The sequence below is a fragment of the Sphingobacterium sp. UBA1897 genome (assembly GCF_002337775.1).
In the GTDB taxonomy this organism is placed as follows: domain Bacteria; phylum Bacteroidota; class Bacteroidia; order Sphingobacteriales; family Sphingobacteriaceae; genus Sphingobacterium; species Sphingobacterium siyangense.
In genome coordinates this window covers 13746-39418 of the sequence record NZ_DDGR01000002.1, presented here as the reverse complement: position 1 = coordinate 39418, position 25673 = coordinate 13746, and the positions used below count along the sequence as shown (strand labels likewise).

Genomic DNA, 25673 nt, shown 5'->3' with positions numbered 1-25673 from the left:
TCCCGATATTTAAACTATAAACTGTCCCTATGTTATTTCGCAAAAACAATTCATCGTTCACCCTTGCGGTGTTATTCATGGGTATGTGTGTAGGAGGCCATGCGCAAACTGTCAACCGAACAAAAGTTAAGCAGAAGCACCAATCGGTATCCACAACAGAACGCCCCAATATTGTCGTGTTTTTTGTGGATGACCTCGGTTGGCAGGACATGTCCGAACCATTTTACAAGGTCAAAACACCGATCAACGAAAAGTTTCATACCCCCTATCTGGAAACATTGGCCAAAGAAGCCATTAAATTTACCAATGCGTATGCGACACCGGTGTGCACACCTTCCCGGGTGAGCTTTCTGACCGGTTTAAATGCTGCTCATCATCGTGTCACCAATTGGACCCATCCTAAAGCTGACACCCCGACCGATAGCAAAGATGAATTGTTGAATCCACCGGATTGGAATATCAACGGACTAAGCCCTGTACCCAATATACCACATACGATATATGCTACTCCATTTCCAAGCATCCTTAAGGCCAATGGTTACTATACCATTCATGTGGGTAAAGCACATTGGGGATCTGCCGGAACACCTGGTGCCAGCCCTTTAAATTTGGGTTTTATGGTCAATATTGCAGGACACTCCGCTGGGCACCCACAAAACTACTATGGCGAGCAGAATTACGGTAACCTTCCTGGTAAAGCAGGTTATCAGGCGGTTCCCGATCTTATGGAATACCATGGCACATCCACATTTCTAACGGAAGCCTTAACCCGGGAGGCGCTGAAGGCACTGGAGGAGCCGATACGCCGTAAGGAGCCTTTTTTCCTTAATTTTTCCAACTATGCGGTGCATGTCCCGATCCAACCCGATCCACGTTTTGTACAAAAATACCTCGACCGCGGCTTAGATTCCACTGAAGCAGCTTATGCTTCACTGGTCGAAGGTTATGACAAAAGTATGGGTGATATCGTTCAATTTCTTAAAGACAAAAACCTATACGATAACACCGTCATTATTTTCCTTAGCGACAATGGCGGACTAAGCCTCAGCCCAATGCGCACCGGACCAAGCCATACACAGAACCTACCATTAAAAGCTGGGAAAGGGTCGGTTTACGAAGGTGGAATCCGGATTCCTCTGTTGATCAAACAGGCCAAGCAGCACCCTGCAAGCACAGATGCTACCCCTGTTATGGTCGAAGATCTCTTTCCAACGATTCTCAGTTTAGCCAAAATAGATCACTATCAGCTCGTACAGGAAAAACCAGATGGAAAAAATCTTTTGCCCTTAATGGAAGGCAATAGGTCCGACAATTGGAACAGCCGGCCATTGGTATGGAATATCCCCAACAAGTGGACAGTGCCAGATGGCCCTGGAATCAACTTTTTCTCGGCAATAAGACAAGGAGATTATAAGTTGCTTTACGACATGAAAAATGGGAAGCTTGAACTTTACAACCTGCAGCAAGATATCGGTGAACTCAACAACCTTGCCCCAAAAATGAAAGGAAAAACCAGCGAGCTCAGCAAATTACTTTCTGATCAGCTCCGGACTTGGAAGGCTCAGTTGCCGACCTACAAAGCTACGGGACAGCAGATCCCCTATCCTGATCAAATTAAGCCGATGGATTAAGGGGCCTGCTTGGATGACTTATACAGCGAAGCCCCGATACAACGAAGCCCCGAAAGTACATATCGGGGCTTCGCTGGTTTATCCTGTCCTTCGAAGATACGATTTAGCAAAATCTGTTGCTATCCTTGACAACTATCCTTTTTTTTCTTTTTTTGCAGATTCAATCAGTTCACGCATTTCTAATTTAATGAACATTAGGGGTCTTTTATTAATTTAAAATATTATTAAACCTTGACAATAAAAACCGAATTTTTTATGGCTCTGCAAGCATAAAACAAGATAAATTTCAGTACTCATCCAAAAACAAATGTACTTTTGACTATTTATTCGAAAAATTAAAAGTGAATTCTATTTTCATTTTATTCAACCTAATTTTGAGTTAATTACGGCTCAAAAACCAATTTCTTATGAATATAAGCCCAAATGATGATGTCAAATGTTTAATGAATTTCAAAAGATTAAACACAAAAAATAAAAAATACGTACAGATCTTGACCTTATTTAATAAAATCTGTAATATTGAAAAAAAGTTACATTCCTCAACCCTACCAATCTAAGGAATTCAACTTCACACTATCATATCATGAAAAACGATAAAGATCCAGCTCATAATGATGCAAGCTTGTTAGCTAGGCTCCGAGAAGGCGATTTAGAGGCTTTCAATATTTTGTATGATAAATATTGGTCTTTACTTTTAGATGAATCTTACAAAAGACTCGAAGATTTAGCTTCCTGTGAAGAGATTGTTCAGGATGTATTTATTGAACTTTGGGAACACTGTCCCAGTAGAGAGATTCACAACCTGAAATCCTACCTCATTGCATGCATGAAATACAAAGTCTTTGAAACCTATAAGAAAAACAAACGCAGAAATATCCTTATCGAAGAAAATCATCACCTTTATCGAAGTTATGAAATTCTGGAAGGAGATCAGTATGCCGAAAAGGATTTAAAATCTTTAATTGAACAATGGGTAGCCCATCTCCCACAAAAAAGAAAAGAAATCTTTAAAATGAGATACTTAGATGGACTTACCACAAAAGAAATTAGTGATTTGACAGAAACTTCCCAAAATACAGTTCAAAATCACCTCGGAGTATCAATTCAAAAATTAAAAAAACTTGTTATCCAACATTTTTTGACGCTACTCATAATTTTATACAACTGTAAATAAGTAAATTACAAATAAACACCAATTTAGACTAGTACATTTTTTCCTTTTAGGGGCACTATTTAAGTGAACATTGTACTAATCATATGCAATATCCTAACCAAGAGCTCGAAAAGCTAATTGACAAATACTTAAAAGGCGAAGCCAATTCGGAAGAAATGGACGTCGTGGAACGTTTTTTCGATTCATTTTCATCCCGACCGAATTTAATCAAAACACTACCCGATCATGTACAGAAAGCACTCAAAGCACGCATTCATGGCAGAATTATAAAGAAACTGACTCGGAGGAATCAGAAAACATTCAATTTCCCTAGAATTGCAGCAGCTGCAGCTATCCTCTGTATCGCTTTTACAGCTCTTTATCTTTACAAAATTGCGCAACCAAACAATCGAGAAATTACGCTAACAAACGGACAACAGCAGCGAATTGTTCTAGAAGATGGTACAAAAGTTACACTTAATGCTTCGAGCAAAATAATCTATCCCGCCTCATTCAAAGATTCCAGCACACGTGAAGTTACTTTGATTGGGGAAGCATTTTTCGATGTCGCCAAAAATCCATCCAAGCCCTTCCTTATTCATACACCAAGAATGGAAATTAGCGTACTGGGAACCGCTTTCAATGTGCGCGATTATGCCGAAGAAAATAATGCCCAAACAGCTTTGGTACGTGGCAAAGTATCCATCTGGAAAAAAGGAACTGACAATCAGAAATTTATATTAAAGCCCAAAGAAAAGTTTGTGATCAGAAAGGTATATGGAGTTGAAAAGGAATTCCCATCTACAACTACTAAAACCGCATCGGCTCCTATGGCAATAGCTATTCAGCCATTTTCCATCTCTGAAAAAGACGGATCCGCTTTAGAAACCGAATGGTTATTAAATCGGATTACCATTCAAGATGATAGATTACTGGATATCGCCTTAAAACTAGAACGCATGTATGGCGTGGAAATTAAAATTACAAACAAAGCAGTTGCTAACCAACGCTATTCAGCAACATTCGAAAACGAACAACTAGAAAATATCCTAAAAGCATTACAAACTGTCAATTACTTTCAAATTAAAAAAACGGGGAAAAATCAAATACAACTACTCTAAAAACAATCAACCTATATAACTCACATGAACAAAACAAAACCCAAATTTAGAAAAGAGTCGAGATTGGCTTTACTGCTCATTTGTCTTAGCGCCATGCATATACAGAGCTTCGCCTATTCTCAAACTGAAAAAATTGATGTCTCCGTCCAGGGAGGAAAACTCGAAGATGTATTTCAAACAATCAATGACAAGAGCAAATACAAAATGTTCTTTAGCAAATCGACTCTCCCAAACTCGACAATCAATATTGTTGGAAAGAAAATCAGTGTAAAAGATCTTCTTTCCCAGTCTCTGGCCGGGAGCAACCTAACATGGGAAGTATTGGACAATGACATTATCGCTATAAAAGAAAAAAAAGAGAATCAGCAACACATTGCGGGCCAAGTAGTCAATGAAAATGGAACGCCTTTGGCAGGAGTATCTGTTATCATAAAGGACTGGCAAAAAGCAGAATACCGCAATATGCAAACGAGTACCGCAACGGATGTCAATGGACAATGGGGACTGCGTATTCCAAATGACGATGTCATTATTACTTTTTCTTTTATTGGTTATCAGAAGGTTGATATCACTGCAAAGCAGCTTATTGCCAATTCTACTCCTATTAAACTGAAACCGGAAGAAGGAAGCTTAGAAGAAGTGGTTGTTATTGGCTACGGTACGACAACACGTAGACTGAATACGGGATCAGTTGCTTCGATCACAGCGAAGGACATAACCTCTCAACCTGTAAGTAATCCCCTTGCCGCACTATCGGGAAGAATGTCCGGTGTATTGATCGCCCAAAACAATGGTGTGCCCGGAAGTGCTGTTCAGATTCAGATTAGGAATCAGGCGTCATTAAGTGGAACAACCTCAGGTTCAATACCGCTATACGTGGTTGATGGAGTTCCATTTACCAATTTTAACGGCGGACAACCTGCAACAGATAACCTCAATTCATTTGGTATCTCAGCTTCTTCAGGCGGCTTAAGTCCCTTCAGCATGATTAATCCAGCTGATATTGAACGTATCGATGTCTTGAAAGATGCCGACGCTACAGCGATCTATGGTAGCCGGGGCGCAAATGGTGTCGTATTGATCACCACAAAAAAAGGATCTGCAGGTCGTACTCGCATTGGTGTAAACTTTAACACCGGATTTACCGAGGTCAACCACTTTATCCCTATGTTGAATCTAGAACAATATCTCACGCTAAGAAAAGAGGCTTTTGCTAATGCTGGAGTTACACCTACAGCCGATAACGCTCCAGATCTTATGTTATGGGATCAGAACAAATCGACAGATTGGCAGAAAATGCTGATTGGAAACAAAGGACATATTACCGACGTTCAAGCGAATATGTCTGGTGGAAACGAATCTACCCGTTTTTTCTTTAATTCGGGATATAGACGCGAGAGTACTGTTTTTTATGGAGATAGCAAAAACAGTCGCTTTACCTCACGGTTAAACTTGGATCACACCTCTTCTGACAAAAAATTCAATGCCGCTTTATCAGTTAGCTATGCCAACGACAATTCCGATATGCCTTCCTCTGATGTCACATCTCTCTACAATTTGCCCCCCAATTATCCAATCTATGGTGACAATGGAAAATACTATTGGTTACCGTCATCAGCTTTTATTGACAACCCAATCGCCTTGCTCGAACGGAAATACTTTGGTAATACCAATAATCTGATCTCAAATGCCAATCTGAGCTACAAAATTATACCTGGACTGACAGCAAAAGCAAATTTTGGCTATACAATCACACAGTTGAACCAAAATAACCAACGGCCAATTACTTCCTTAAACAATACCGTTTCCAACCCGCTTGGTTCTTCTAGTTTCTCTAATACAAAGGCCGAAAATTGGATTATTGAACCGACATTGGATTATGTAAAAAGTATCGGCGAAGGTAAATTTACGGCATTAATTGGAACAAGTTTTCAGCAAAATTCATCCCGTTCACAGACAACCAATGGTTCTAATTATTCAAACGATGCACTTTTAGGTTCGCTCAGTGCCGCAGGATTATTCACTGCCAGCAATAACCTCGTATATTACAAATACAATGCACTATTCGGAAAAGTAAATTACGACTGGAAAGAGAAATATTTGTTTAATGGAACTTTTAGAAGAGATGGCTCATCTCGTTTTGGACCTAAAAACCGATTCGGAAATTTTGGAGCAATAGGGCTAGGATGGGTCTTTGGAAAAGAGGATTTTATACAAGATAATCTAACGTTTTTAAGTTTTGGTAAATTGAGAGCGAGCTATGGAACTACAGGTAATGATCAAATTTCAAATTACCTTTATCTTCCACTCTACTCTTCAACAACCGCGTATCTAAATAATCCTTCCATGAATATTGGAACACTTCCAAATGAATATATCAAGTGGGAAACAACCAAAAAACTGGAGTTTGCTTTAGATCTAGGTTTCTTGAAAGATCGAATTTTGTTTACTGGAAACTTTTTCAGAAATCGTTCTTCTGATCAGATAACTGATTTAGTTTTAAGTACTCAAACGGGCTACAACAGTTACAAAGAAAACCTACCGGCATTGATCCAAAATACAGGCTTGGAATTGGAGTTGAACACCACCAATATTACAAATGAAAATTTTACATGGAAAACATCTGCTAATTTCACGTTTTATAAAAACAAACTTGTCGAATTTCCTGGAATTGAAAACACATTTTATTCAAGTAGCTTTCTAGTTGGTGAGCCACTCAATATGGTCCGCTTGTATCACTATCAAGGTGTAGACCCCGCAACAGGAAGGGCGTTATACGAAGATCGCAATGGCGATGGGGCTATAACGGGCGATGACCGATACGTTGCTAACTTAGGTACACCTTTCTATGGTGGATTTAACAATACTTTTTCCTACAAAGGCTTCGAGCTTGGCGTATTTTTTCAATTTAACCACCGCTTTGGAGTAACTAAAATCCTCAATACAAGACCTGGTGCTATGCTCAACCAAAATGATTACTGGTTGGACAGATGGACACCAAATAACAGCAATACCAATATCCCGGGAGCAATTATCCCGACAGTACCGGCATCTTCAGCTGATGGAGTTGCATTAAGCAACTCTTATAATCAATATACCAGCTCTGATGCTGTCTATGGGGATGCTTCCTATATTAAATTGAGGTCTGTCAATTTATCTTACAACCTGCCCAAAAGCTGGACTTCGAAATTAAAAATGTCTAATTGTAATGTATTTATGCAAGGGCAAAATCTCTTTACATGGGCCAAGAACAAATATGTCCTGGATACCGAAACTACCGTGCAAGGCGGTCCATCTGGTTTAGGAACTGGAACGATTGCCCAGGTATTGCCTCCATTGCGGACGATTGTATTTGGATTTAACTGTCAATTTTAAAACTAGAGATCATGAAATTAAACATCAATAGAAATATATTATTATTAGCAATTACCAGTGGAACTCTTTTGACCAGCTCCTGCGAAAAATTTGTGGAATTGGGCGCTCCACCGACACAAGTTGTAGCTGGCGAAGCATTCTCTACAGATGCTTCGGCAAATAGTGTCATACGCGGATTGTATACCACAGCATTAAGCATCAATCTCGCCGGGACTTCAACCTTTTATACAGGAATCGCTGCAGACGACCTTCAATACAATGCGGCTGATGCAAATACCTCGGAATTCGCCAGCAATAACCTGCTGAACACAAATGGAAATGTCGCTAATTTCTGGTCAAATTGCTACCAACTTGTCAAGAATGCAAACAATGCGATATCAGGTCTCGACGCATCCACCAGCCTTACCCCAAGTGTAAAAGACCAGCTCCTGGGCGAAGCGAAATTTTTTAGGGCCTATACCTATTTCTATCTCGTCAACCTTTATGGCGATGTGCCATTGCAATTACGTGATGACCTCCACGCTTTTGAAGATGCAATTCTTCCACGAACTTCTGCACAGCAAGTATATGATCAGATTATTGCTGATCTAAAAGATGCGGAAAGTAAGATGGCGACGGCCTATGATGCAACAGCAAGCCCGAGAGGAAGAGCTAACAAAACTGCTGCAAGTGCATTATTGGCAAGAGTTTATCTTTACCAAAAGGATTATCAAAATGCAGAATCTTATGCGACCAAAGTATTACAGTCATCTGATTATGGCATGCCGACACCAGATAAAAATTTTGTAAACTCAAGTAATGAGGTTATCCTTCAACTTGGCAATCAAACGGGAGTAACGACATTTGGCTCCAATTATATTACCGCGGCTACAGCTACACCCGGCTACACCCTACCGGACGCTGTGTACAATAGCTTTGAGACATCTCCGACGGTTGACTTAAGAAAAACAAATTGGACAAGTTCAAAGACGGTCTCCAACAAAATCTATTATGCCATAACCAAATATAAAGTATCCTCGGGAACAGGTTCCGAATACCATATTATGCTTCGCTTAGCCGAGCAGTATCTTATTCGCGCGGAAGCGAGGGCTAAACTGGGAAAACTTACCGAAGCCCGGACAGATGTGGATGCTGTCCGTTCTCGCGCTGGACTTGCAGGACTTAATTCAAGCTTAAACCAAACACAATTACTATCTGCAATAGAAACGGAACGCCTGCACGAATTTTTCGGTGAGTTCGGCCATCGTTGGCTCGACCTCAAGCGGACCGATCGTGCTACCGCTGTATTATCTCCAATCAAATCAAACTGGCAGGCCACGGATGTCTTGTATCCTATTCCACAAGCCCAGATTTTGATCAACAATAAACTGACACAAAATCCAGGATACGAAGATTAATGAATTTAAAAAATCATACAGACAAAAAATGAAAACAAAAATCTTAACGGCTGCGTTGGTGTTTTCGCTAACAGCATCTTTTGCACAACAACCAGCAAAAAACAAATACCAACAGTATCTCCCCATTATAGAAAAAGGTACGTTGGTACAAAAGGATTCGCTTGCTAATGTATTAATGAGCGAATTAAAGACTTATAAATCGGAAGAAGACTACCGTACTACAATCAACATTTTGCGTTCTTTAGGGAAGGAAGATCTGCAGGCATCTGCAGAAGTACTGGCTAAGAAAAAATATCCAAAAGGATCACTAACCCGTGATGCCTTTATCACAGATGTTTTTTACAATGCAAGTACGCCAGTACAAAAAGAAAAAGCTTATAACGACCTTATCAAAAAATGGCCAGTTAAAAACTTCAAGGAAGAACCACTGACTTATGATTATGTATTGGCTAATTTAGCACAAAGTTTTGCGAACGATGGGAATGCACAAAAAGCAGTATATTATCTAGGAGAAATGAAAGAACGATTCTGGCGCGGAAATGGATATATCCCTGTTGGTCAAATCCTCCTGAGAACAGGTGATACGACTACTGCAGCACCACTCTTAAAAACCGCTATGGATGATAGTTATTACTATTTAACCCTTCCAGAGGATCAAAAAGACAATAAGGCCCGGTTTGCGGCCATGGGGTATGCAAGCTCCATGTCAGCTTATGTCAATATACTCGTTTCGCAGAAAAAATTTGCTGAAGCGCTAGGTTATATAGAAAATGCATTAAATGCAGCACCAGAGCAAGCGGATGGTCTAGCAATGGTATACTACAAATCTTTAATGGGCACAGGAAGAAAGCTTGAGGCATATAATATTCTCACCAAGTTATATGCTAAAGGACAATTTGCGGTCGAAAATGATCTTAAAAAATTATATACTGAATTGAATGGATCTGTTCAAGGTTATGAGAATTTTAATGCATCCTTAAAAATAGAGTTAACGCAAAACATTCGCAACCATATCAAAGAAATGGCAACTTTTAAACCTGCACCTAATTTTGAATTACTCAATCTTAAAGGTGAAAAAGTATCCCTAGCCAGTTTAAAGGGAAAAGTTGTGGTATTGGATTTTTGGGCAACTTGGTGTCAGCCATGTATCCGTTCATTCCCAGGAATGAAGGCAGCACAGGACTCTTATGCAGATGATAAGGATGTACAATTCTTATTCATGAATACCTGGGAGCGCGATAAGAACTATAAAGAAAATGTGATATCCTTTATCACCAAGAATAACTATCCTTTTGAAGTTCTCTATGACGATCAAAAAGATCCACAAACCGGAGAAGTTATGGCCGCGAAATTCGGAGTCAAAGGAATTCCAGCAAAATTTATTATTGATAAGGAAGGAAATATACGTTATTTTCTTACGGGATCTACTCCAAATGTAGATTACATTAAATTAGAAATGAAAGAGCTCATCGAAGCTGCTAAAAAACCTTATAAAGGCTAAAAGAAGGGGGCGTTCAAAAAGATTGAACAGCCCCCTTCTTTTTATAATCCAGCCAACTGTAGTCCGGCCAACTCCTGAGCGTAAAAGAAGAATTTTTGTGGGCTTTAAGACTTTCTTGATATTGTGGATCGGATGAATCTGCCGAAATGAGCCATACAGCACATAAATTTGAGCTATCAGCAAAAATAGATCTGTCTCAGCAGTCTTATCTTTGTTGTTATACAATATGCAGATGGCAACAAGAAACAACAGCAATAAGTGGCTTCGGTTTTTGAAAAGAATAATCTTAGGACTGACTGTTCTCATCGCTCTTATCGGACTATATATGATGCATCCACAATTTGGCAAAAGACCCTCGGGTGAAAGACTTCAACGCATACAGCTATCGAAACAGTTTAAAGAAGGAAAATTCCAGAATAGCAGCCCTACACCACAGCTCACGCAGCCCTGGACCGTCGCCCTATACGATTATTTTTTTAAGCGCTCGAACGAAACAAGTCCCAAACACACTATACCAACAATGGATATCGACTGGGAAAAGTTGTTAAGTCAGCCTCATGGGCTTGTTTGGTTTGGTCACTCCTCTTATTTCCTTCGTCTCGATGATAAGAACATACTCGTCGACCCTGTGCTTAGTGGCAGTGCTTCCCCTATTCCAGGAAGTGTAAAAGCGTTTAAAGGAGCCGATGTCTCTACCGTATCTGCTCTACCGCCGATTGACTATCTATTTATATCACATGACCATTATGATCACATGGATTATAAGACGTTAACGGCTCTACAACCCCGGGTAGGAAAAGTCATTGTTGGTCTTGGCGTTGGCTCCCATCTTGAATATTGGGGATATCGTCCTGAACAGATCATCGAAAAAGATTGGTGGGACGAAATCAACTTGGGTGATGGTTTCAGTGTAACAGTTGCACCTGCCAGACATTTTTCAGGCCGCAGTATATTTACTGCCAATACATTATGGGCATCCTATGCGCTCCAGACACCTTCCATGCGGCTCTATTTAGGCGGGGATAGCGGCTACGATAACCACTTCAAAGAGATAGGTAATCAATTGGGTCCTTTTGACCTGGCTATATTGGAAAATGGCCAATACGACCTTAGCTGGAAACATATACACATGATGCCGGAAGAGGTTGTCCAAGCGGCACATGATCTAAAAGCTTCCTTACTGTTTCCGGTTCATTCGTCTAAGTTTGTATTGGCCAATCATGCCTGGAATGAACCTCTAGAACGTATTTCCAAGGAAGCAATACGAGAACAACAGCCCTTGCTTACGCCTATGATCGGCCAGGTCATCGACCTGGATCAGCCCCCTTTAGTACCAAGTTACTGGTGGCGGAAATAGTTTTAAGCAACGGAATTGATAGTCGCTGGTGTTATGCCAAACTTCTCCTTGAAAGAAGCATAAAAATGAGAAAGGTTTTCAAAACCCAGATCAAGATAAAAATCAGCAGGTTTTTGACGCTTATTTTCAATTAGATAATAAGCCTCAGAAAGACGTCTTTCTTGCAGCCATTTTCGGGGAGACGTCTGGAATATTTTCTCAAAATCACGTTTAAAGCTTGCTAAACTCCGCCCTGTTAGTTTCGCAAAGTTTTCTAAAGGTACATTGTACCGATAGTTTTTAACCATAAATTGCTCGAGATCAATTTTATGCGGCTCCGAAAAGTCAAAAAGCAGGTCTTTTAACTGTGGATAGCTTTCCAACAACAAAGTGATCAACTCGTAGATCTTGATATTTTCCATCTGCGGGCTCACTCGGTCGATGGCTTCCGCATAGGGCGTCAATGACTCAAAATAACTTTTTATAAACAGGTTACTTTCCAGTACAACATTGGACTCACCCTGATACTTTTTGTCCGAACTGAGGTGATGGTCCATCGCGTATTGCTTCAGCCGATCAGCCCCCAGCAATACTGAAACAGATTTGTAAATATTATTTTTCGCGGGATATTTAAAAGCTTTGGCCAGTTGGTTTCTACGGGCAACCACAATCTGCCCTTCTGTCGCCACCAATTTTCCTTTCTGATGGTCCAGATGTGTTTCACCAGATAGCTGAAAAAAAACGACATGTTCGGGAATGAACTGTTCGTGCCCAAATGCTTTCTCGACATAACAGGAATACAAAAAGGCATTCCCAAAATCTTTCTCTTCCATGCTCAATACAATTTATTTTAAACGGCTCTGCGATTATGGGTACCGATAGCTAAAATCAGTCCCAGCCTAAAGGTAGCAAATATCTCATACCTTTTGCAAAGTCTAGTTGTCCGAAAGCTCAAAATATAGTTGGTACACAGCTCAAATCAAGCTACCGAAAAACTCAACGCATAAATACATTCACTTTTTGGAAAGCATCCTTCTTTTTTCTAAATCGAATAGCCCATGTCATCACCTACGTGTTTCAAAATGGAGCCATTCGAACTGCTTATTATTTCTTTGCAGCAAGCCGCTTACGTATAATACTGACAAATTCGGGTGAAACCCCCAGGTAGGATGCAATATAGTATTGCGGTACCCTTTGGGAAATAGTCGGGTATAGTTCAATAAATTCGAGATAGCGATCGGCAGCTGGTTTGGCCATTGTATGGATCAGCCTATTTTGCAGAACAGCGAGCCGACGTTGCACCAACATACGAAAAACCCGCTCAAACTTTGGAACAGTCTCTAATAATCTCTCTTTCGTCTCTGGTGTTAACATCAAAAACTCACTGTCTTCTAATGTTTCCATGTATAAACTAGATGGTGTATGATAATGAAATGAAGCAATATCACTAATCCACCAATCTTCGACAGCAAAAGCCAGCGTTACTTCAAAACCATTTTCATCCAGATAATAAATCCGGACACAACCTTTTTGAAGATATCCTTCAAACTGACAAATTTCCCCTTCCTCCAATAGCATCGTTTTCTTGGGAACCTTCTTTGTTGTCAGTAAACCAGTGAACTGTTCGGTTTCTTCGGCTGTCAAAGTAATGCACTTGGACACATTTTTAAGAATATTTTCGTACAACATAGTATTTCTTTAAATAGATCGGGTCGTTAAACACCTTCATTTTCGTGTAAAATATAACCCGCTCCATAGATACTTTCGATATGAAGTTTGCGATCCATCTGCAGCAATTTACGAAGTCGGGAGATAAAAACCTCCAGGCTTTTACCGTTAAAAAAATCCGTATTACCCCAAAACTGCAGCAGGAGATCTTTTTTATTGACCAATAGATTTTTATGAAGGACCAGATGTCGCAGCAACTCAGCTTCACGGACTGTGAGCTTTTGTATGCTTCCCATCCCATCACGCAAACTATAGCGTTCCATATTGAGCAACAGACAACCGATAGCGAGTTCGATTTCCGGATTCGTCGGCATTTCGGGCGCATTTGCCACGGTCAATAAATTGCGAATCTTGAGCAATATTTCGTCCATGTCAAAAGGTTTCGCAATGTAATCAACAGCGCCCAGACTAAGTCCTCTGAGTCGCGATGTGCGTTCATGAAGTGCTGTCAAAAAGAAAATAGGTTGCCCAGGATTCAATTGTATCATTTGTTGCGCCAGGTCAAAACCATTACCATCGGGCAACTGCACATCAATAATTAGTAATTTGACGGCACAGGACTGAAAAGCCGCCCAGCCTCCTTGCGCCGTGCTTTCCCAGCGTACCGTAAAGCCTTTGTATCGCAAATAACGTGAGAAAACTTCGCCCAAATCAGGTTCGTCTTCAATCAAAAGGATGTCAATCTTATCTTTTGCCATTGAATGCCACATTACTCATGTAAATATAAAAAATTGTACCGGAACCAGACTTACCGCCTGCTACATGGATCGTCCAACCCAGCCTGTCCAAATAAGATTTGACATAGTAAAGCCCCAGTCCTAGTCCAGGTTTATTACCCGATAGTTTCCCTCTATAAAATGCTGTAAATATCGCTTCCTGATCTGCAGCGGCGATCCCAATCCCATTATCCACTATTTTGAGGTTATAATGATGACCTTGCTGCTCCCAGCTAAACTGAATCGTCTTCTTACTATTATCGTTAAATTTTATCGCATTGGATACCAGGTTATCTAAGATTGAAAAATAATAATCTTCATCAAGATTCATCTCCACATCGGCAGCTAAAGGTTCATATTGAATTTCAATTTCACCTCGGTAGCGCAAATGAAGTTCTTTCAGTATTTGCTGTGTCAGCCGATCAATAGAAACGGATACAATTTTAGCCTCTTGTTCCTGTAATGCCACAGATCCCATGACCTGTTCAAAATAAGCTTTGAGTCGTTTGGCTTGCCTTTCCACGATGCGCCCAAGTTGTGCCACCTCCTTATCGTCTTTTCCTGTTTCACGATCGATCAAACTATGTGCACTGATCAAAATTGTCGTCAGCGGTGTATTAAATTCATGGCGCATATGATTTAGAAAACTCGTTTTCAGGTCCGCCAATTTACGTTGGTTGATCCAATTACGATAGGTTCGATAACTCAATAATACGATCACAACAATACAAGCTAAGGAGAGTAAAAACACGGGCATCATCCGTTGGACAAGACGCCAGTCCCTATTTTCATAATCAACATACAGGCTATAGGTAAAACGATAAGGAATAGGATTCTTGTCACTAACAGACAGTTGGAATACCCTATTATTATTTGTTCCGCGCTTGAGTTTGCCACTAATTAGACCAGCACGATCATCGGCTGCTAACGCATAGAAAGTCGTCCAGGCACGGTCTCTTGCATTATATATTTCCAATTTATCAAAATGGAATAGGTAAACAAGTGTCGTATCGAGCCCTTGCTGATGTACGATCCGACGAAAAATGCTGTCTAACGACTGCTGCCTCCGCATCTGATCGAGAAAGCCATTCATACAATGGTTACCGTACTGGTCTGCGTCTGCGGACTTATTTATTTTTTTTTCATACCATTTCGGCAAACAGGGTACCAATGTTGTCTGGAATATGGCATCCCCCCCAGGGAATATCTTATCATCCATAATAACAGCTCCATAAGCATTCTGGATCCGGTTGAGCTGTCCAATCTGATAATTCTTGTCTTCAAGCTTATACGTATTGAAGATCAGAAAACCGATCAGCCCTGTTAAGATCAAGAAGCTTGTTCCGAATGCCCAAGGATATATATTTTTACCGGTACTCTTCATGGTTTAAAAATAACATCAATTTGTCGAATCAAGATAGCTATTAGGCTTTTATTAGGCTTTCGTTAGGTTTCCATTAGGCTTAAATAACACAACCTTGACCTATCTTTACAACATAACAACTTAGCAAATTATGTCCAAAATTTCACAGCCCCTACTTTACTGCCTATCCTTTCTTTTACTGGGCAACACGTTATTGGCACAATCCAGTTTTTCAAAGAAGGTCCTTGAGCAGAGCCAGCTCGACTTTGTCAATCTTGGATTCGGTATGTTCATCCACTATGGCATGCCTACTTTTATGGAACAAGACTGGTCCGATCCTAATGCCGCGCTTGAACTGTTCAAATCTCCGAGGCTCAACGCCGATCAATGGGCCAAAGCTGCCAAGTCGGCCAACATGAGCTATGGTTGCCTAACCACTAAGCACCATAGTGGCTTTCCGATCTGGAATACCAAAACAACAGATTATAATGTAATGAACACGCCTTTACATCGTGATGTTGTTAAAGAATTTACGGATGCCTTCCGCAAAAATGGTTTGCGTGTTATGCTGTATTATTCCATTTTGGATATGCATCAAGGCATACGTCCACATACCATTACGAAAGCACATATCCAATTGATCAAAGATCAGTTGACCGAATTACTGACTCAATACGGCGAAATCGACGCCTTGGTCATCGATGGATGGGACGCCCCTTGGTCGCGAATTTCGTACGATGACGTTCCTTTCGATGACATCTACTATCTTGTCAAGTCACTCCAACCGAAATGTTTGTTGATGGATCTCAATTCGGCAAAATATCCAGGTGATGCGTTGTTTTACACCGATATCAAATCGTACGAACAAGGCGCGGGTCAATTTATCTCCAAGGAGCATAACAAATTGCCGGCAATGGCCTGTCTTCCCTTACAGCAAAATTGGTTCTGGAAAACATCGTTTCCGAACACCCCAGTTAAAAACGTCAATGAATTGGTCGAGAAATTTGTAATTCCGTACAACAACGCGTATTGCAACTTTATGCTCAATGTAGCACCAAATAGTGATGGTCTGATGGATCAAAATGCACTTGATGCACTGAAGACAATCGGTACATTATACAAAAATAAACCCAGCTACAGTTCATTACCAAGTTACCAGGCACCAATAGTCGACCACAATATAGCCAAACAAGTACCTTCATACAGTAGCTGGAGCGAAGATATGAACATTATGGATTTTGCCAACGACGATAACTTTGGTAGTGCCTGGGTCTCCAATCCGGCAGTCAAAGGTGAAGTATGGTATGAATTGGATTTTGAACGTAGTAAAGCTTTCAATAGTGTTGTTATTACCGAAGGAAAAGACAATCCTTCACAGTATAACTTATCCTATCTGAAAGATGGAAAATGGCATCCTATCGCGGTTACAGCGGTACAACAGGGCCGCATCAAGATCTTCCGCTTTGATGAAGTACTGGGACAAAAATTACGCTTCAGCATCAAACCTGAAAAAGGTCATGCGGTCGTAAACGAAATCGGCGTTTACCAAGAAAGACGCTAACAAGCCAAAAAACTTTCATCAAACTGAACAATACACCCTTAGTAGTAAAAAGAGGCTCCTTGCAATGCAAGGAGCCTTCTTTTATTGGGACTAATAGGTTAAATTCCTATTTACTCCAACCTGGGTTTTGTGTCAGATTTCCGTTCAGCACAATCGCTGCAGACGGAATTGGGTAAAGGTATTGCTTGTTGTTGTCATCCCAAGTACGCTTCACAGCTTTAAACCATTCCAGGTGATTGTCCGAAGTCATTGTCTGGAAATTGGTACTTTTACCCCCTATAGCCACCTTGGCTACTCCTGCAGGAACAGTTATCGAAGGAGCTGATTTACTTCCATCATAGAACACGACATCTGGAGTTCCATTGTGGTCGATATCAATCAGCTTATCTAAAGCAGGGATATAAATTCCCGTCCAAGGCAAATTTGCCATAAGCGGTCCAAGTTTCCATCGCTTCAAATCATTGAAACGGAAACCCTCCAGAGCTAATTCCACCTGTCTTTCCCGACGTATTTCTAAAAGCACGGGGCTATTGACTTCGGGGAAGAAGGTATTTTTCAAGTAGGTATCCACTTTGGTTGGCAGTGTATTCGTTCCACTTGTTATTCCTGCCCTTGAACGTAATGCTCCAATAGTTTTCGACCAATCCGCATCATTGAACGTACCTAGTTCCTGTTTCGCTTCAGCATAATTTAATAGTATTTCAGCATAACGCATTAAAGGAACTGCATTAGTATTGTAACCGCCATTGTCGTAATAGGGATCGTCTAAAGTATACTTGATCGGTTGATACCCCGTATAAGTAAAACTTGCAAAATTTGGGGGAGCAGGCTGTCCATTACGGGAATATCCTGGCGTCCGGATCAACTGCGCCAAGCGCAAGTCGCGATTTTGACACTCCTCATAGAATTCCTCAGTCTGAAAGTTCGGTCTATCCGTATAAGGAGTACCGTCAACATTCAAAAAACTATTGATAAAAGGCCTTACCAAACTTAAACGTGGACCGTAGGTTGCTGATGTCCACCACCAGTTGGCGTCGTTCAAAAGCGCAAGATCTTTACTGAAAGTTACGGCCAACATAACCTCTTTTGTCACTGGAGTATTACTGGTAAACAACTGTCGCTGTGATGTTTTAGGGTCTGCGGAGATATTAAGCCCATAAGGACCATTTTCCATTAAAATCTTGCCAGCGTCTACCGCCATCTGGAAAAATACTTCCGGCTGTGTAGCCAAATTGAGCTTTTGGTATTTACGAAATGTTCCTTCGAACAGCGCGATTCGCGTCTTCAAACCCAGTGCTGTCCATTTATTAACCGTACTACCGTCGCCCGCCGTATTTGTGATATTGGCGTAGGCAAAGTCCAGATCTTCCATGATGTGCTTCATGACCACTTCGCGCGAATCCCGTGGTGCTTTAAGAATATCCGTCTCATCAACAGCCAAAGGGTGATCTACCCAAGGCACATCGCCAAAACGAACTACTTTCTCATAATAGAACCAAGCTCTGAAAAAGCGGGCTAAGCCGATATAATTATTTTTGATGGCATCGCTCAATTTGGGACTATTACATTTAGCTATCAATTGGTTGATATTACGCAGGGTAGTCCAGGACCACCCCGAACTGATCTCAGCACTGTAAGCGCCGCCGACCATAAAATCATTGAGGCTATTTACGGCCGAATAGTCAGCCATAGCGTCACCTTTATAAGCGTCACTACCAGAGGTAATATTCCGATAGAATGAGTTGCTGTAATTTTTTAATCCACTTTCGCTCCCGAAGATATCCTCCTCGGTGGCACCTGCCTTCGGCAGCTCGTTTAGTTCACAGGAGGAGAACAAAAGCGCAACAATAGGTATATAAAATAATTTTTTCATGATAATAAAAAACTATAAGCCAATAGATAAATTAAAACTAACACTCTTCATAATCGGATAGTTAAATCCGTCGCCAGAACCCGTTCCGATCTCCGGATCAGATTTGCCCAGATTACCGACATCGAGATCCTTCGTTTTTTTGTAAAGAGGCGACCAGGTCCATAAGTTTTCGCCCGAAAGTCCAGCCCGAAGACTACTAATTTTTAACCTGTTGGTTACAGATTTAGGAAAACTATATCCGATCTGTATATTTTTCATCCGTATATAGGCAACGTTCTGAAGATATCTTGTCTGTGGCGTTGTTTTGATAGATTCATTGTACCCAGCATAACGAGGAAAATAACCGTTTGGATTGTCTTCAGTCCAATAATTGTTGAGGTGCCATTCCGGCAAGTTGTTGTAAGGTCGATTGTATTGTCCCCAAAAAATAGATTCATTGCTCGGGTACCAATTCTGCTTACCCACACCCTGGAAGAAAGACGAGAAATAAATACCTTGCCAATCCAGATTAAGGTTAAAACTATAGATATATCGTGGATCGGCATTACCGATTACAGTTCTGTCACCATGGCTATAAATCGTATTATTTCCATAATCAATTACACCATCACCATTTAGATCCGCAAAACGTACGTCACCTGGATATATTGTACCATTGTTTGACGATTTGATCAATTTTTGTTTTGCAGCACCATCAATTTCCGCCTGATTCTGAAATAAACCCTGCGTTACATAGCCCCATATTTCACCGATTCGCTGACCTTCATAATACGATCCATCTTTGATTAAACCCTCCTTATTTTCGTAACGGTCTATATTGGATCTATAATCAGCCAAAGTACCCCTTACGGACCAATTGAAAGGACTACCGTTCAGATCGAATCTATCCTTATAAGTCAAGCTCACTTCAAAACCTTTTGTGGTCATGTCAGCATAGTTTCCTTTCGGCGACTCCGCACCAAAGATGTCAGGCAAAGCTACACCTAAGGTATACATATTTAAGGTCTTGCGTTGATAGATATCGCCCGTAAAAGTCAGTTTTCCATTTAAAGACGATAGATCAAGACCTAAGTTTGCCGTGCGCGCTGTTTCCCAAGTTAAGTTATCCGGGATCACCTTAGGCACCGAGGTATATGCCGGCTTCTGTCCGTTCAATACCCGATCCATAATCTTGATCTCGTAAATATCCAAATAGGAATACGGATCGACATTACCATTACCCAATGAACCATAGGACGCTCTTAACTTCAGATCAGAAAGTGCTCTTTTGTCCACCTGGAAGAATGGCTCTTCAGAAATACGCCAGCCTACGGATGCGGAAGGGAATAGTCCCCATCGTTGGTTTGTCGGAAATTTGGACGAACCATCGTAGCGGCCATTGAATTCAAAAAGGTAACGGTCCTTGAAAATATAATTGGCACGCATAAATACCCCGACATTACGGTACTTGTTATATCCCGCTGTCGCTGTGGTATTCTGCCCTACTGCGAGGTTGATATTTTCAACATCATCATTGAGTAGACCTGTTTTGGTAATATAGGTTGAATTGTAGGTACGCTGCTCATAATTGTATCCGAGCAAACCTTTAAAATAATGATCGCCAATTGTGCGTTCATATTCACTGTAGAGATTTCCAAACAAGTAACGGTAGCGTTGGTCTACTTGATAAATATTGTCGTTCATACTTGTTTCCAACCGCAACATCTTTCCCTCCTGTGTGCTATACGGAACAGGTACACGGACTCTTACCGAATTAAAATCGCGATTTCTAAAAGTCAGATCCCCTTTAACGCGGAACGTGTTGTTGAAAAACTTAGTCTCGAAAGAAGTTGTGTTGCGGAGATCCTGATTTGCTGTATTCGTACCATTTTTACCGTAGATAAAATCCCCTACTGTATAGGCTGCAGAGAAGCTCATAGATCCATCAGGGTTAAAGATCGGCGAAGAAGGGTGTCCCTCATCGGCAATATTGCGCCAGATATTTCCACCTTCGCCAGCAGTCGATGGGTCTCTGTATTTGGCATAATTAAAATCGATGTTATTGCTTATCCGTAACCAGTCGGTGACCTGAAGTCCCGCTTTTGCACGTGTATTATAGGTCTTATATTTATCACTGTTGTAGCGGTACATGCCATTGTAGTCGTAAGCACGTCCAGAAATATAGTAATCCATTTTTTCTGAATTACCACTGATGGACAGGTTGTGATCCTGGACAAACGTATTGTCCTTGATCAACGTACCGTAATAATCTTCATTACCGTAGTATACATAATTACCTTTATCGTCGACAGTGACCTGTTCGGTAATGCCCTGTTCTTTTCTTCTCTTAAATTCTTCCAGCCAATCTGTTGTAAAGATCTGTGTCTTGTTGAGCTTGCTCGGAATCGATGAATAATTGTTCCAGGCATTATAGGCTGTAAAGAAATGCGAAGCATATTCGTAACCATCTGTCACGAATTTAGGCAAGGTTACAGGTTTTTGAAAAGAGCCACTTCCTGAATAGTTGATCGAAGTTTTTCCGGACTTGGCACGTTTCGTTGTAACCAAAACTACCCCGAAGGTACCGCGGGAGCCGTAAATCGCAGATGAAGCCGCATCTTTGAGTGTAGTTACACTTTCAATATCATTGGGATTGATCGCCGAAAGGTCACCCTCGACACCATCAATAAGCACAAGTGCACTTCCACCCTGACCAATGGAAGTTGTCCCACGGATATTGAAACTTGGTGCACGATTGGGCTTACCATCTGCTGGGGTTACATTCAAGTTGGGAATTACACCTTGGAGCATCTGGCTTGCATTACCCAGTACGCGTCCCTCAAAAGCTTCCGATCCCACTTGGTCTACTGCACCGGTAAGATTCACTTTTTTCTGCGTACCATAACCGACCACCACAACTTCCTCCAGTTCGGTATCTTTAGATTCCATGATGATATCGATCTGCCCTGCCGTCACGCTGACGATCTTTTCACTATAGCCTATCCCTGTCAATTTGAGTCTTTGCCCTATAGTGGCTTCAATCGTGAACTGCCCCGCTACATTCGTTGAGGTTGTTTTTTGGCTGGTTAAATTGGTAATGGTAATTCCGGACAAGGTTGTTCCGTTTTTGTCTTTCACCACCCCTTTCACGGTAGATTGAACTGCAATACTGTGCACCTCTTGATTCAATTTGACATAATCGCGCTCTACATTAGCCCAAGTGGGGTATGAGAGACCCAATGCCATACTGATTAGTAATGTTTTTTGCATTTTTAGTCTGGTTTAGAATTTTGCTTCAAAGTTGATGCTTTGACTTGGTTTATAATTTACGGTAATGTTAACAAATATTTAATTAATATCAACAACATTACTACCTAAACAGGTTTAGCACACCATTAGATAATCAAAATTTATCTTTTATGTAACATAAATTATAAAAACAAGTATTGACACACCTAAAATTTAATCCATTCAATTCAAAAACCTAAAGTCCCCTTTTTCATAATCCAGAAATACACTAAGTGACCGAGAAGGGATTCCGCAAGATCCATTGTTTAGTACATTTTTTCTTTCCCGTTTTTCTTGAACTAGTTCAATGAACAGCTAGACACTGGAAAGATGGAAATACTTCAAAAACTTTTTACACCGATTTGGGCAATACGGACAATAACATTGCCATACTGGATTTTTTGCTGGCTGTCTGGCAGGAGCCTATTTAGGTAAAGAACTTGGGTTAAGCTCAATTGCATTTGCCGGAATAGCAATGCTCATCTGTTACTTTCCTTCCAGCCGAAGTGACCAATAGAAATAGGCCCAAGATAGCATAACAAAAAGATGCCGCCTCGAGTATTTTTTCAAGGCAGCATCTTTTTGTTATCGTTTTTTTTGTATGCGCTTATTTTTCGCTAATAAAAGCCAGGATATCTTTATTGATGGTCTCCGCTTCTGTAGTAGGCATTCCATGCGGAAAGCCAGGATAGGTAATTAAAGTGCCATTTTGGACCAACTCAGCAGCTCTTCTACCCGTTATATCAATCGGTACGATCTGATCATCTTCACCATGCAATACTAAGACAGGAATCTCGACTTTTTTAAGTTCTTCCGTAAAATCAGTTTCAGAGAAAGCTTTGATACAATCATAGTGAGCCTTAATACCGCCCATCATTCCTTGCCGCCACCAGTTATCCATCACGCCTTGTTGTACATTTGCTCCATCGCGGTTATAACCATAAAAAGCGAGGGTAAAATCCTGAAAATACTGTTGTCTACGTGTTGCAGTATTCAATCTTATTTCGTCAAAGACCTCCATAGGTACGCCATCAGGGTTTGTTGCACTCTTAGCCATTGTGGGGGTAACCGCACTGATCAATACAGCTTTTGACACCCGAGAAGTACCATGATTGGTTATGTAGCGCACGACCTCGCCGCCACCTGTTGAGTGGCCAATATGGATGGCATCTTTTAAGTCCAATGCTTCTACCAATTGTGCAATATCCGACGCATAGGTATCCATCTCATTTCCTGTCGCCGTCTGTGTCGAGCGACCATGACCCCGGCGATCGTGTGCGATCACACGGTACCCTTTTTCGAGGAAGTACATCAGCTGCGCGTCCCAATCGTCGCTGGATAGAGGCCAACCATGATGAAATACGATCGGTTGTCCTGTTCCCCAGTCTTTGTAATAAATTTCTGTTCCGTCTTGAACTTTGAATGTTGCCATGATGATTAGTTTAAGAATTTTATTATTTACATGATATGTTAATTGGATTGCAATTTATAGTCCAACAAACATATATAACTGTATTTAAACGCATTATAAAACAAAAAGTAAATTTATAAATAACGATATATCGTTATTTATACAGTCGGTTCATCCGTTTTTTAAGATAGGTTCTATTTTCCTGCAAAAGGCTTCTCGCCGTGTGCTCAACTTTATTTAAATAGTAATCATATATTCAGTTTTCACCTAATATTTGAACCAGATCTTCCGCGCCACCGTCAAATTTCTGTCCGTTGACAAAAAATGTCGGTGTCCCATTAACGCCACTCAGCATACCACTTTCAAAATCGCCATCTACCCGATCCTGTAACGCCTCGTCCTGCATATCAGATTTGAACTTCGACATATCCAAATCCAGTTGCTCGGCGATATCCAACAGTAATCTCGCACTTAACAAGTTCTGGTTTTCAAAAATGGCATCATGCATCTCCCAAAATTTTCCCTGCAAGGCCGCCGCCTCCGCCGCTAATGCTGCGGGTTGAGCATAAGGATGCATTTCCGAAAGTGGGAAATTGCGGAATACAAACCTGATCTGGCTTCCCAGTTCGGCCATCATTTCTTTTATTATGGGATGGGCTGCACCGCAATGTGGACATTGATAATCCCCATATTCAACAATGGTCAGATCGGCCTGGCCATTTCCCAATATATGGTCAGCATTGCTGACCTTCGGTTTCAATGACATAATTATTTTAATTTAAGATTCTCCAATGCTTCGATAATACCGTCTGCACCTGGATTGACCGCAGTCGGAGATAGATAACTCCAAGCGATACCCCCTTCCTTATCAATTACAAAGAGTGCGCGCTTGCACTCACCTTCTTCTTCATCATAAACACCATATTTTTTGGCGACATCTCCTTTAGCTTCAAAATCGGCTAGAAGTGGAAAATGTAGTTTTCGGGACTGAGCGAACGCCATATGACACCATTTGCTGTCAACGGAAATACCCATAATTTCGGCATCATATTTCTTAAAATACTTGAGCATTTCATTATATAGTGCCATCTGATCGCTGCATACCGGACTCCAATCTGCGGGGTAAAATGCCAATATCACATTATGCCCCTTGAATTCTGATAAGCTAATTTTCTGATCGGGGGTCGCATACAAGGTAAAATCAGGGGCAACATCATTTTTTTTTAACATAGCAATGTTTTTAAAATGTAACCATTATTTGATAATTCAGTTCAATAGTCAATCTATATGAGCTGTAATAACATAAAGTAAAGTATTGAACAGCAATATTTGTTTTATTTAGTTTCAGGTTTGATAAAGATCTGACTTTCCAGAAGCCCCTCGAGGAATGAATTTCCGATCCAAAATCATGTTAAGGTATCCCCTCATACATCATAAATTTCTTAGATTTAGGATTCCTCGAAAAGACAGAATTATCGTTCAACACAGTCAACTTCAGACTATTTATTTAGCCATTTAGAAATCAGCTTAGTATATTTTGGCATGACAACAAAGACCATCAAAAACACAATCGTACCAGAAATCAAGAGTGCATCCGAAAAGTGATTGAAGGGAAAATTTAAAGCGCGCAATAATGGCACGAGTAACATGGGTATACAAATTGATAATGGATAAATAGCAGACCAAGTGACAAGATATTGTTTCCAGCGAGGAGGGATTTTTGCACTATTCTCTGGGGCTTCAAAAAGAAAATCCAAACCCGACCGGATCTGATAGCGATCATGACGACGAAATAGTGGCTCAGCTTTTTCGATCCATAGCTTTCTTTGCTCCGATTCTAACCACATTTGTAGATTCTCTACAGTGTCAAAACGAATAATGACTGTATAGACAAATGTCAATTTAGGAATAGGCCTCACGATCTGAAGATCAATAAAACCTGTTGCATGTTTGGTCAACGGCGTAATCTCGTTAAGCCATTTTTCATATTCCAGAATTTTACCATCCAAAATATGATGTATTATTACCGCAGAAGCACCTTGAGTTTCCATAATAAATTGATTTTATTCGTTGCGCCATTACTCTTTCCTGTCTTAAAGGTACGGCAGAATGATCTAAAGGCAAGCGAAATTTCGTTGAATAGGCATATTTGATCGTTGAAGAGTTTATCATCCACGATCTGACTACAAGATCCGTTGATCTGCCTACATCCAAAATCGATCGATTGGCCACCTTTGTAT

At 40.7% G+C, this 25673-nt stretch carries 18 protein-coding genes; 8 read left to right on the top strand and 10 right to left on the bottom strand.

The annotated features are described in order from the left end of the window. Positions 1 to 29 precede the first annotated feature (29 nt). The 7 genes from B4N43_RS01655 to B4N43_RS01625 all read left to right on the top strand — a co-directional run bounded on the left by B4N43_RS01655 (position 30) and on the right by B4N43_RS01625 (position 11535). Entirely contained in the window at positions 30 to 1631 is a 1602-nt protein-coding gene (locus B4N43_RS01655) for a sulfatase (RefSeq protein WP_286732449.1), read from the top strand. Between the two features lie 583 nt (positions 1632 to 2214). After that, on the top strand, positions 2215 to 2805 hold the full coding sequence (locus B4N43_RS01650; protein WP_075991593.1) for an RNA polymerase sigma factor: 591 nt from the start codon (positions 2215 to 2217) through the stop codon (positions 2803 to 2805). An 83-nt stretch (positions 2806 to 2888) separates the two neighbouring features. After that, positions 2889 to 3905 (top strand): FecR family protein, encoded by a 1017-nt coding sequence (locus tag B4N43_RS01645; protein ID WP_075991592.1) that lies wholly within the window; start codon positions 2889 to 2891, stop codon positions 3903 to 3905. Positions 3906 to 3929: 24 nt separating this feature from the next. Then, positions 3930 to 7280, top strand: coding sequence for a SusC/RagA family TonB-linked outer membrane protein (locus tag B4N43_RS01640; protein WP_201670483.1), 3351 nt, complete (start codon positions 3930 to 3932; stop codon positions 7278 to 7280). Positions 7281 to 7291: 11 nt separating this feature from the next. Next, a complete protein-coding gene (locus B4N43_RS01635; RefSeq protein ID WP_286732448.1) occupies positions 7292 to 8677 on the top strand; it encodes a RagB/SusD family nutrient uptake outer membrane protein in 1386 nt (461 codons plus the stop codon). A 28-nt stretch (positions 8678 to 8705) separates the two neighbouring features. Then, on the top strand, positions 8706 to 10178 hold the full coding sequence (locus B4N43_RS01630; protein ID WP_286732447.1) for a TlpA disulfide reductase family protein: 1473 nt from the start codon (positions 8706 to 8708) through the stop codon (positions 10176 to 10178). Positions 10179 to 10410: 232 nt separating this feature from the next. Next, complete coding sequence (locus B4N43_RS01625) at positions 10411 to 11535, top strand: MBL fold metallo-hydrolase (RefSeq protein WP_286732445.1); 1125 nt, start codon at positions 10411 to 10413, stop codon at positions 11533 to 11535. 2 nt (positions 11536 to 11537) lie between these two features. Here B4N43_RS01625 and B4N43_RS01620 read toward each other — a convergent pair whose 3' ends face one another. The 4 genes from B4N43_RS01620 to B4N43_RS01605 all read right to left on the bottom strand — a co-directional run bounded on the left by B4N43_RS01620 (position 11538) and on the right by B4N43_RS01605 (position 15342). Next, a complete protein-coding gene (locus B4N43_RS01620; RefSeq protein WP_070567440.1) occupies positions 11538 to 12347 on the bottom strand; it encodes a helix-turn-helix domain-containing protein in 810 nt (269 codons plus the stop codon). A gap of 271 nt (positions 12348 to 12618) precedes the next feature. Beyond that, positions 12619 to 13203: a Crp/Fnr family transcriptional regulator gene (locus tag B4N43_RS01615; RefSeq protein ID WP_232475704.1), complete on the bottom strand. Its 585-nt coding sequence runs from the start codon at positions 13201 to 13203 to the stop codon at positions 12619 to 12621. A 26-nt stretch (positions 13204 to 13229) separates the two neighbouring features. After that, complete coding sequence (locus B4N43_RS01610; protein ID WP_286732443.1) at positions 13230 to 13940, bottom strand: response regulator transcription factor; 711 nt, start codon at positions 13938 to 13940, stop codon at positions 13230 to 13232. Next, positions 13927 to 15342 carry a sensor histidine kinase gene (locus B4N43_RS01605; protein WP_286732441.1) on the bottom strand — a complete coding sequence of 472 codons (1416 nt, stop codon included), beginning with the start codon at positions 15340 to 15342 and terminating at the stop codon, positions 13927 to 13929. The genes B4N43_RS01610 and B4N43_RS01605 overlap by 14 nt, the downstream gene beginning before the upstream one ends. A gap of 130 nt (positions 15343 to 15472) precedes the next feature. Between B4N43_RS01605 and B4N43_RS01600 the strand changes: the two genes are divergently transcribed. Next, on the top strand, positions 15473 to 16882 hold the full coding sequence (locus tag B4N43_RS01600; RefSeq protein ID WP_286732439.1) for an alpha-L-fucosidase: 1410 nt from the start codon (positions 15473 to 15475) through the stop codon (positions 16880 to 16882). A 106-nt stretch (positions 16883 to 16988) separates the two neighbouring features. Here the strand turns inward: B4N43_RS01600 and B4N43_RS01595 are convergent, their stop codons facing one another. The 6 genes from B4N43_RS01595 to B4N43_RS01570 form a co-directional block, all read right to left on the bottom strand. Continuing rightward, positions 16989 to 18755 carry a RagB/SusD family nutrient uptake outer membrane protein gene (locus B4N43_RS01595; RefSeq protein ID WP_070567448.1) on the bottom strand — a complete coding sequence of 589 codons (1767 nt, stop codon included), beginning with the start codon at positions 18753 to 18755 and terminating at the stop codon, positions 16989 to 16991. Positions 18756 to 18767: 12 nt separating this feature from the next. Then, the gene (locus B4N43_RS01590) at positions 18768 to 22004 is read right to left on the bottom strand and encodes a SusC/RagA family TonB-linked outer membrane protein (protein ID WP_145329223.1); all 3237 of its coding nucleotides are present in this window, start codon (positions 22002 to 22004) and stop codon (positions 18768 to 18770) included. Positions 22005 to 22629: 625 nt separating this feature from the next. Further along, entirely contained in the window at positions 22630 to 23454 is an 825-nt protein-coding gene (locus B4N43_RS01585; protein ID WP_286732436.1) for an alpha/beta fold hydrolase, read from the bottom strand. 235 nt (positions 23455 to 23689) lie between these two features. Next, positions 23690 to 24199, bottom strand: a complete 510-nt coding sequence (locus B4N43_RS01580; RefSeq protein ID WP_070567469.1) for a DsbA family protein — start codon at positions 24197 to 24199, stop codon at positions 23690 to 23692. Positions 24200 to 24201: 2 nt separating this feature from the next. After that, on the bottom strand, positions 24202 to 24663 hold the full coding sequence (locus B4N43_RS01575) for a redoxin domain-containing protein (protein WP_286732434.1): 462 nt from the start codon (positions 24661 to 24663) through the stop codon (positions 24202 to 24204). A 269-nt stretch (positions 24664 to 24932) separates the two neighbouring features. Next, the gene (locus B4N43_RS01570; RefSeq protein WP_248933254.1) at positions 24933 to 25484 is read right to left on the bottom strand and encodes a hypothetical protein; all 552 of its coding nucleotides are present in this window, start codon (positions 25482 to 25484) and stop codon (positions 24933 to 24935) included. Positions 25485 to 25673 lie beyond the last annotated feature (189 nt).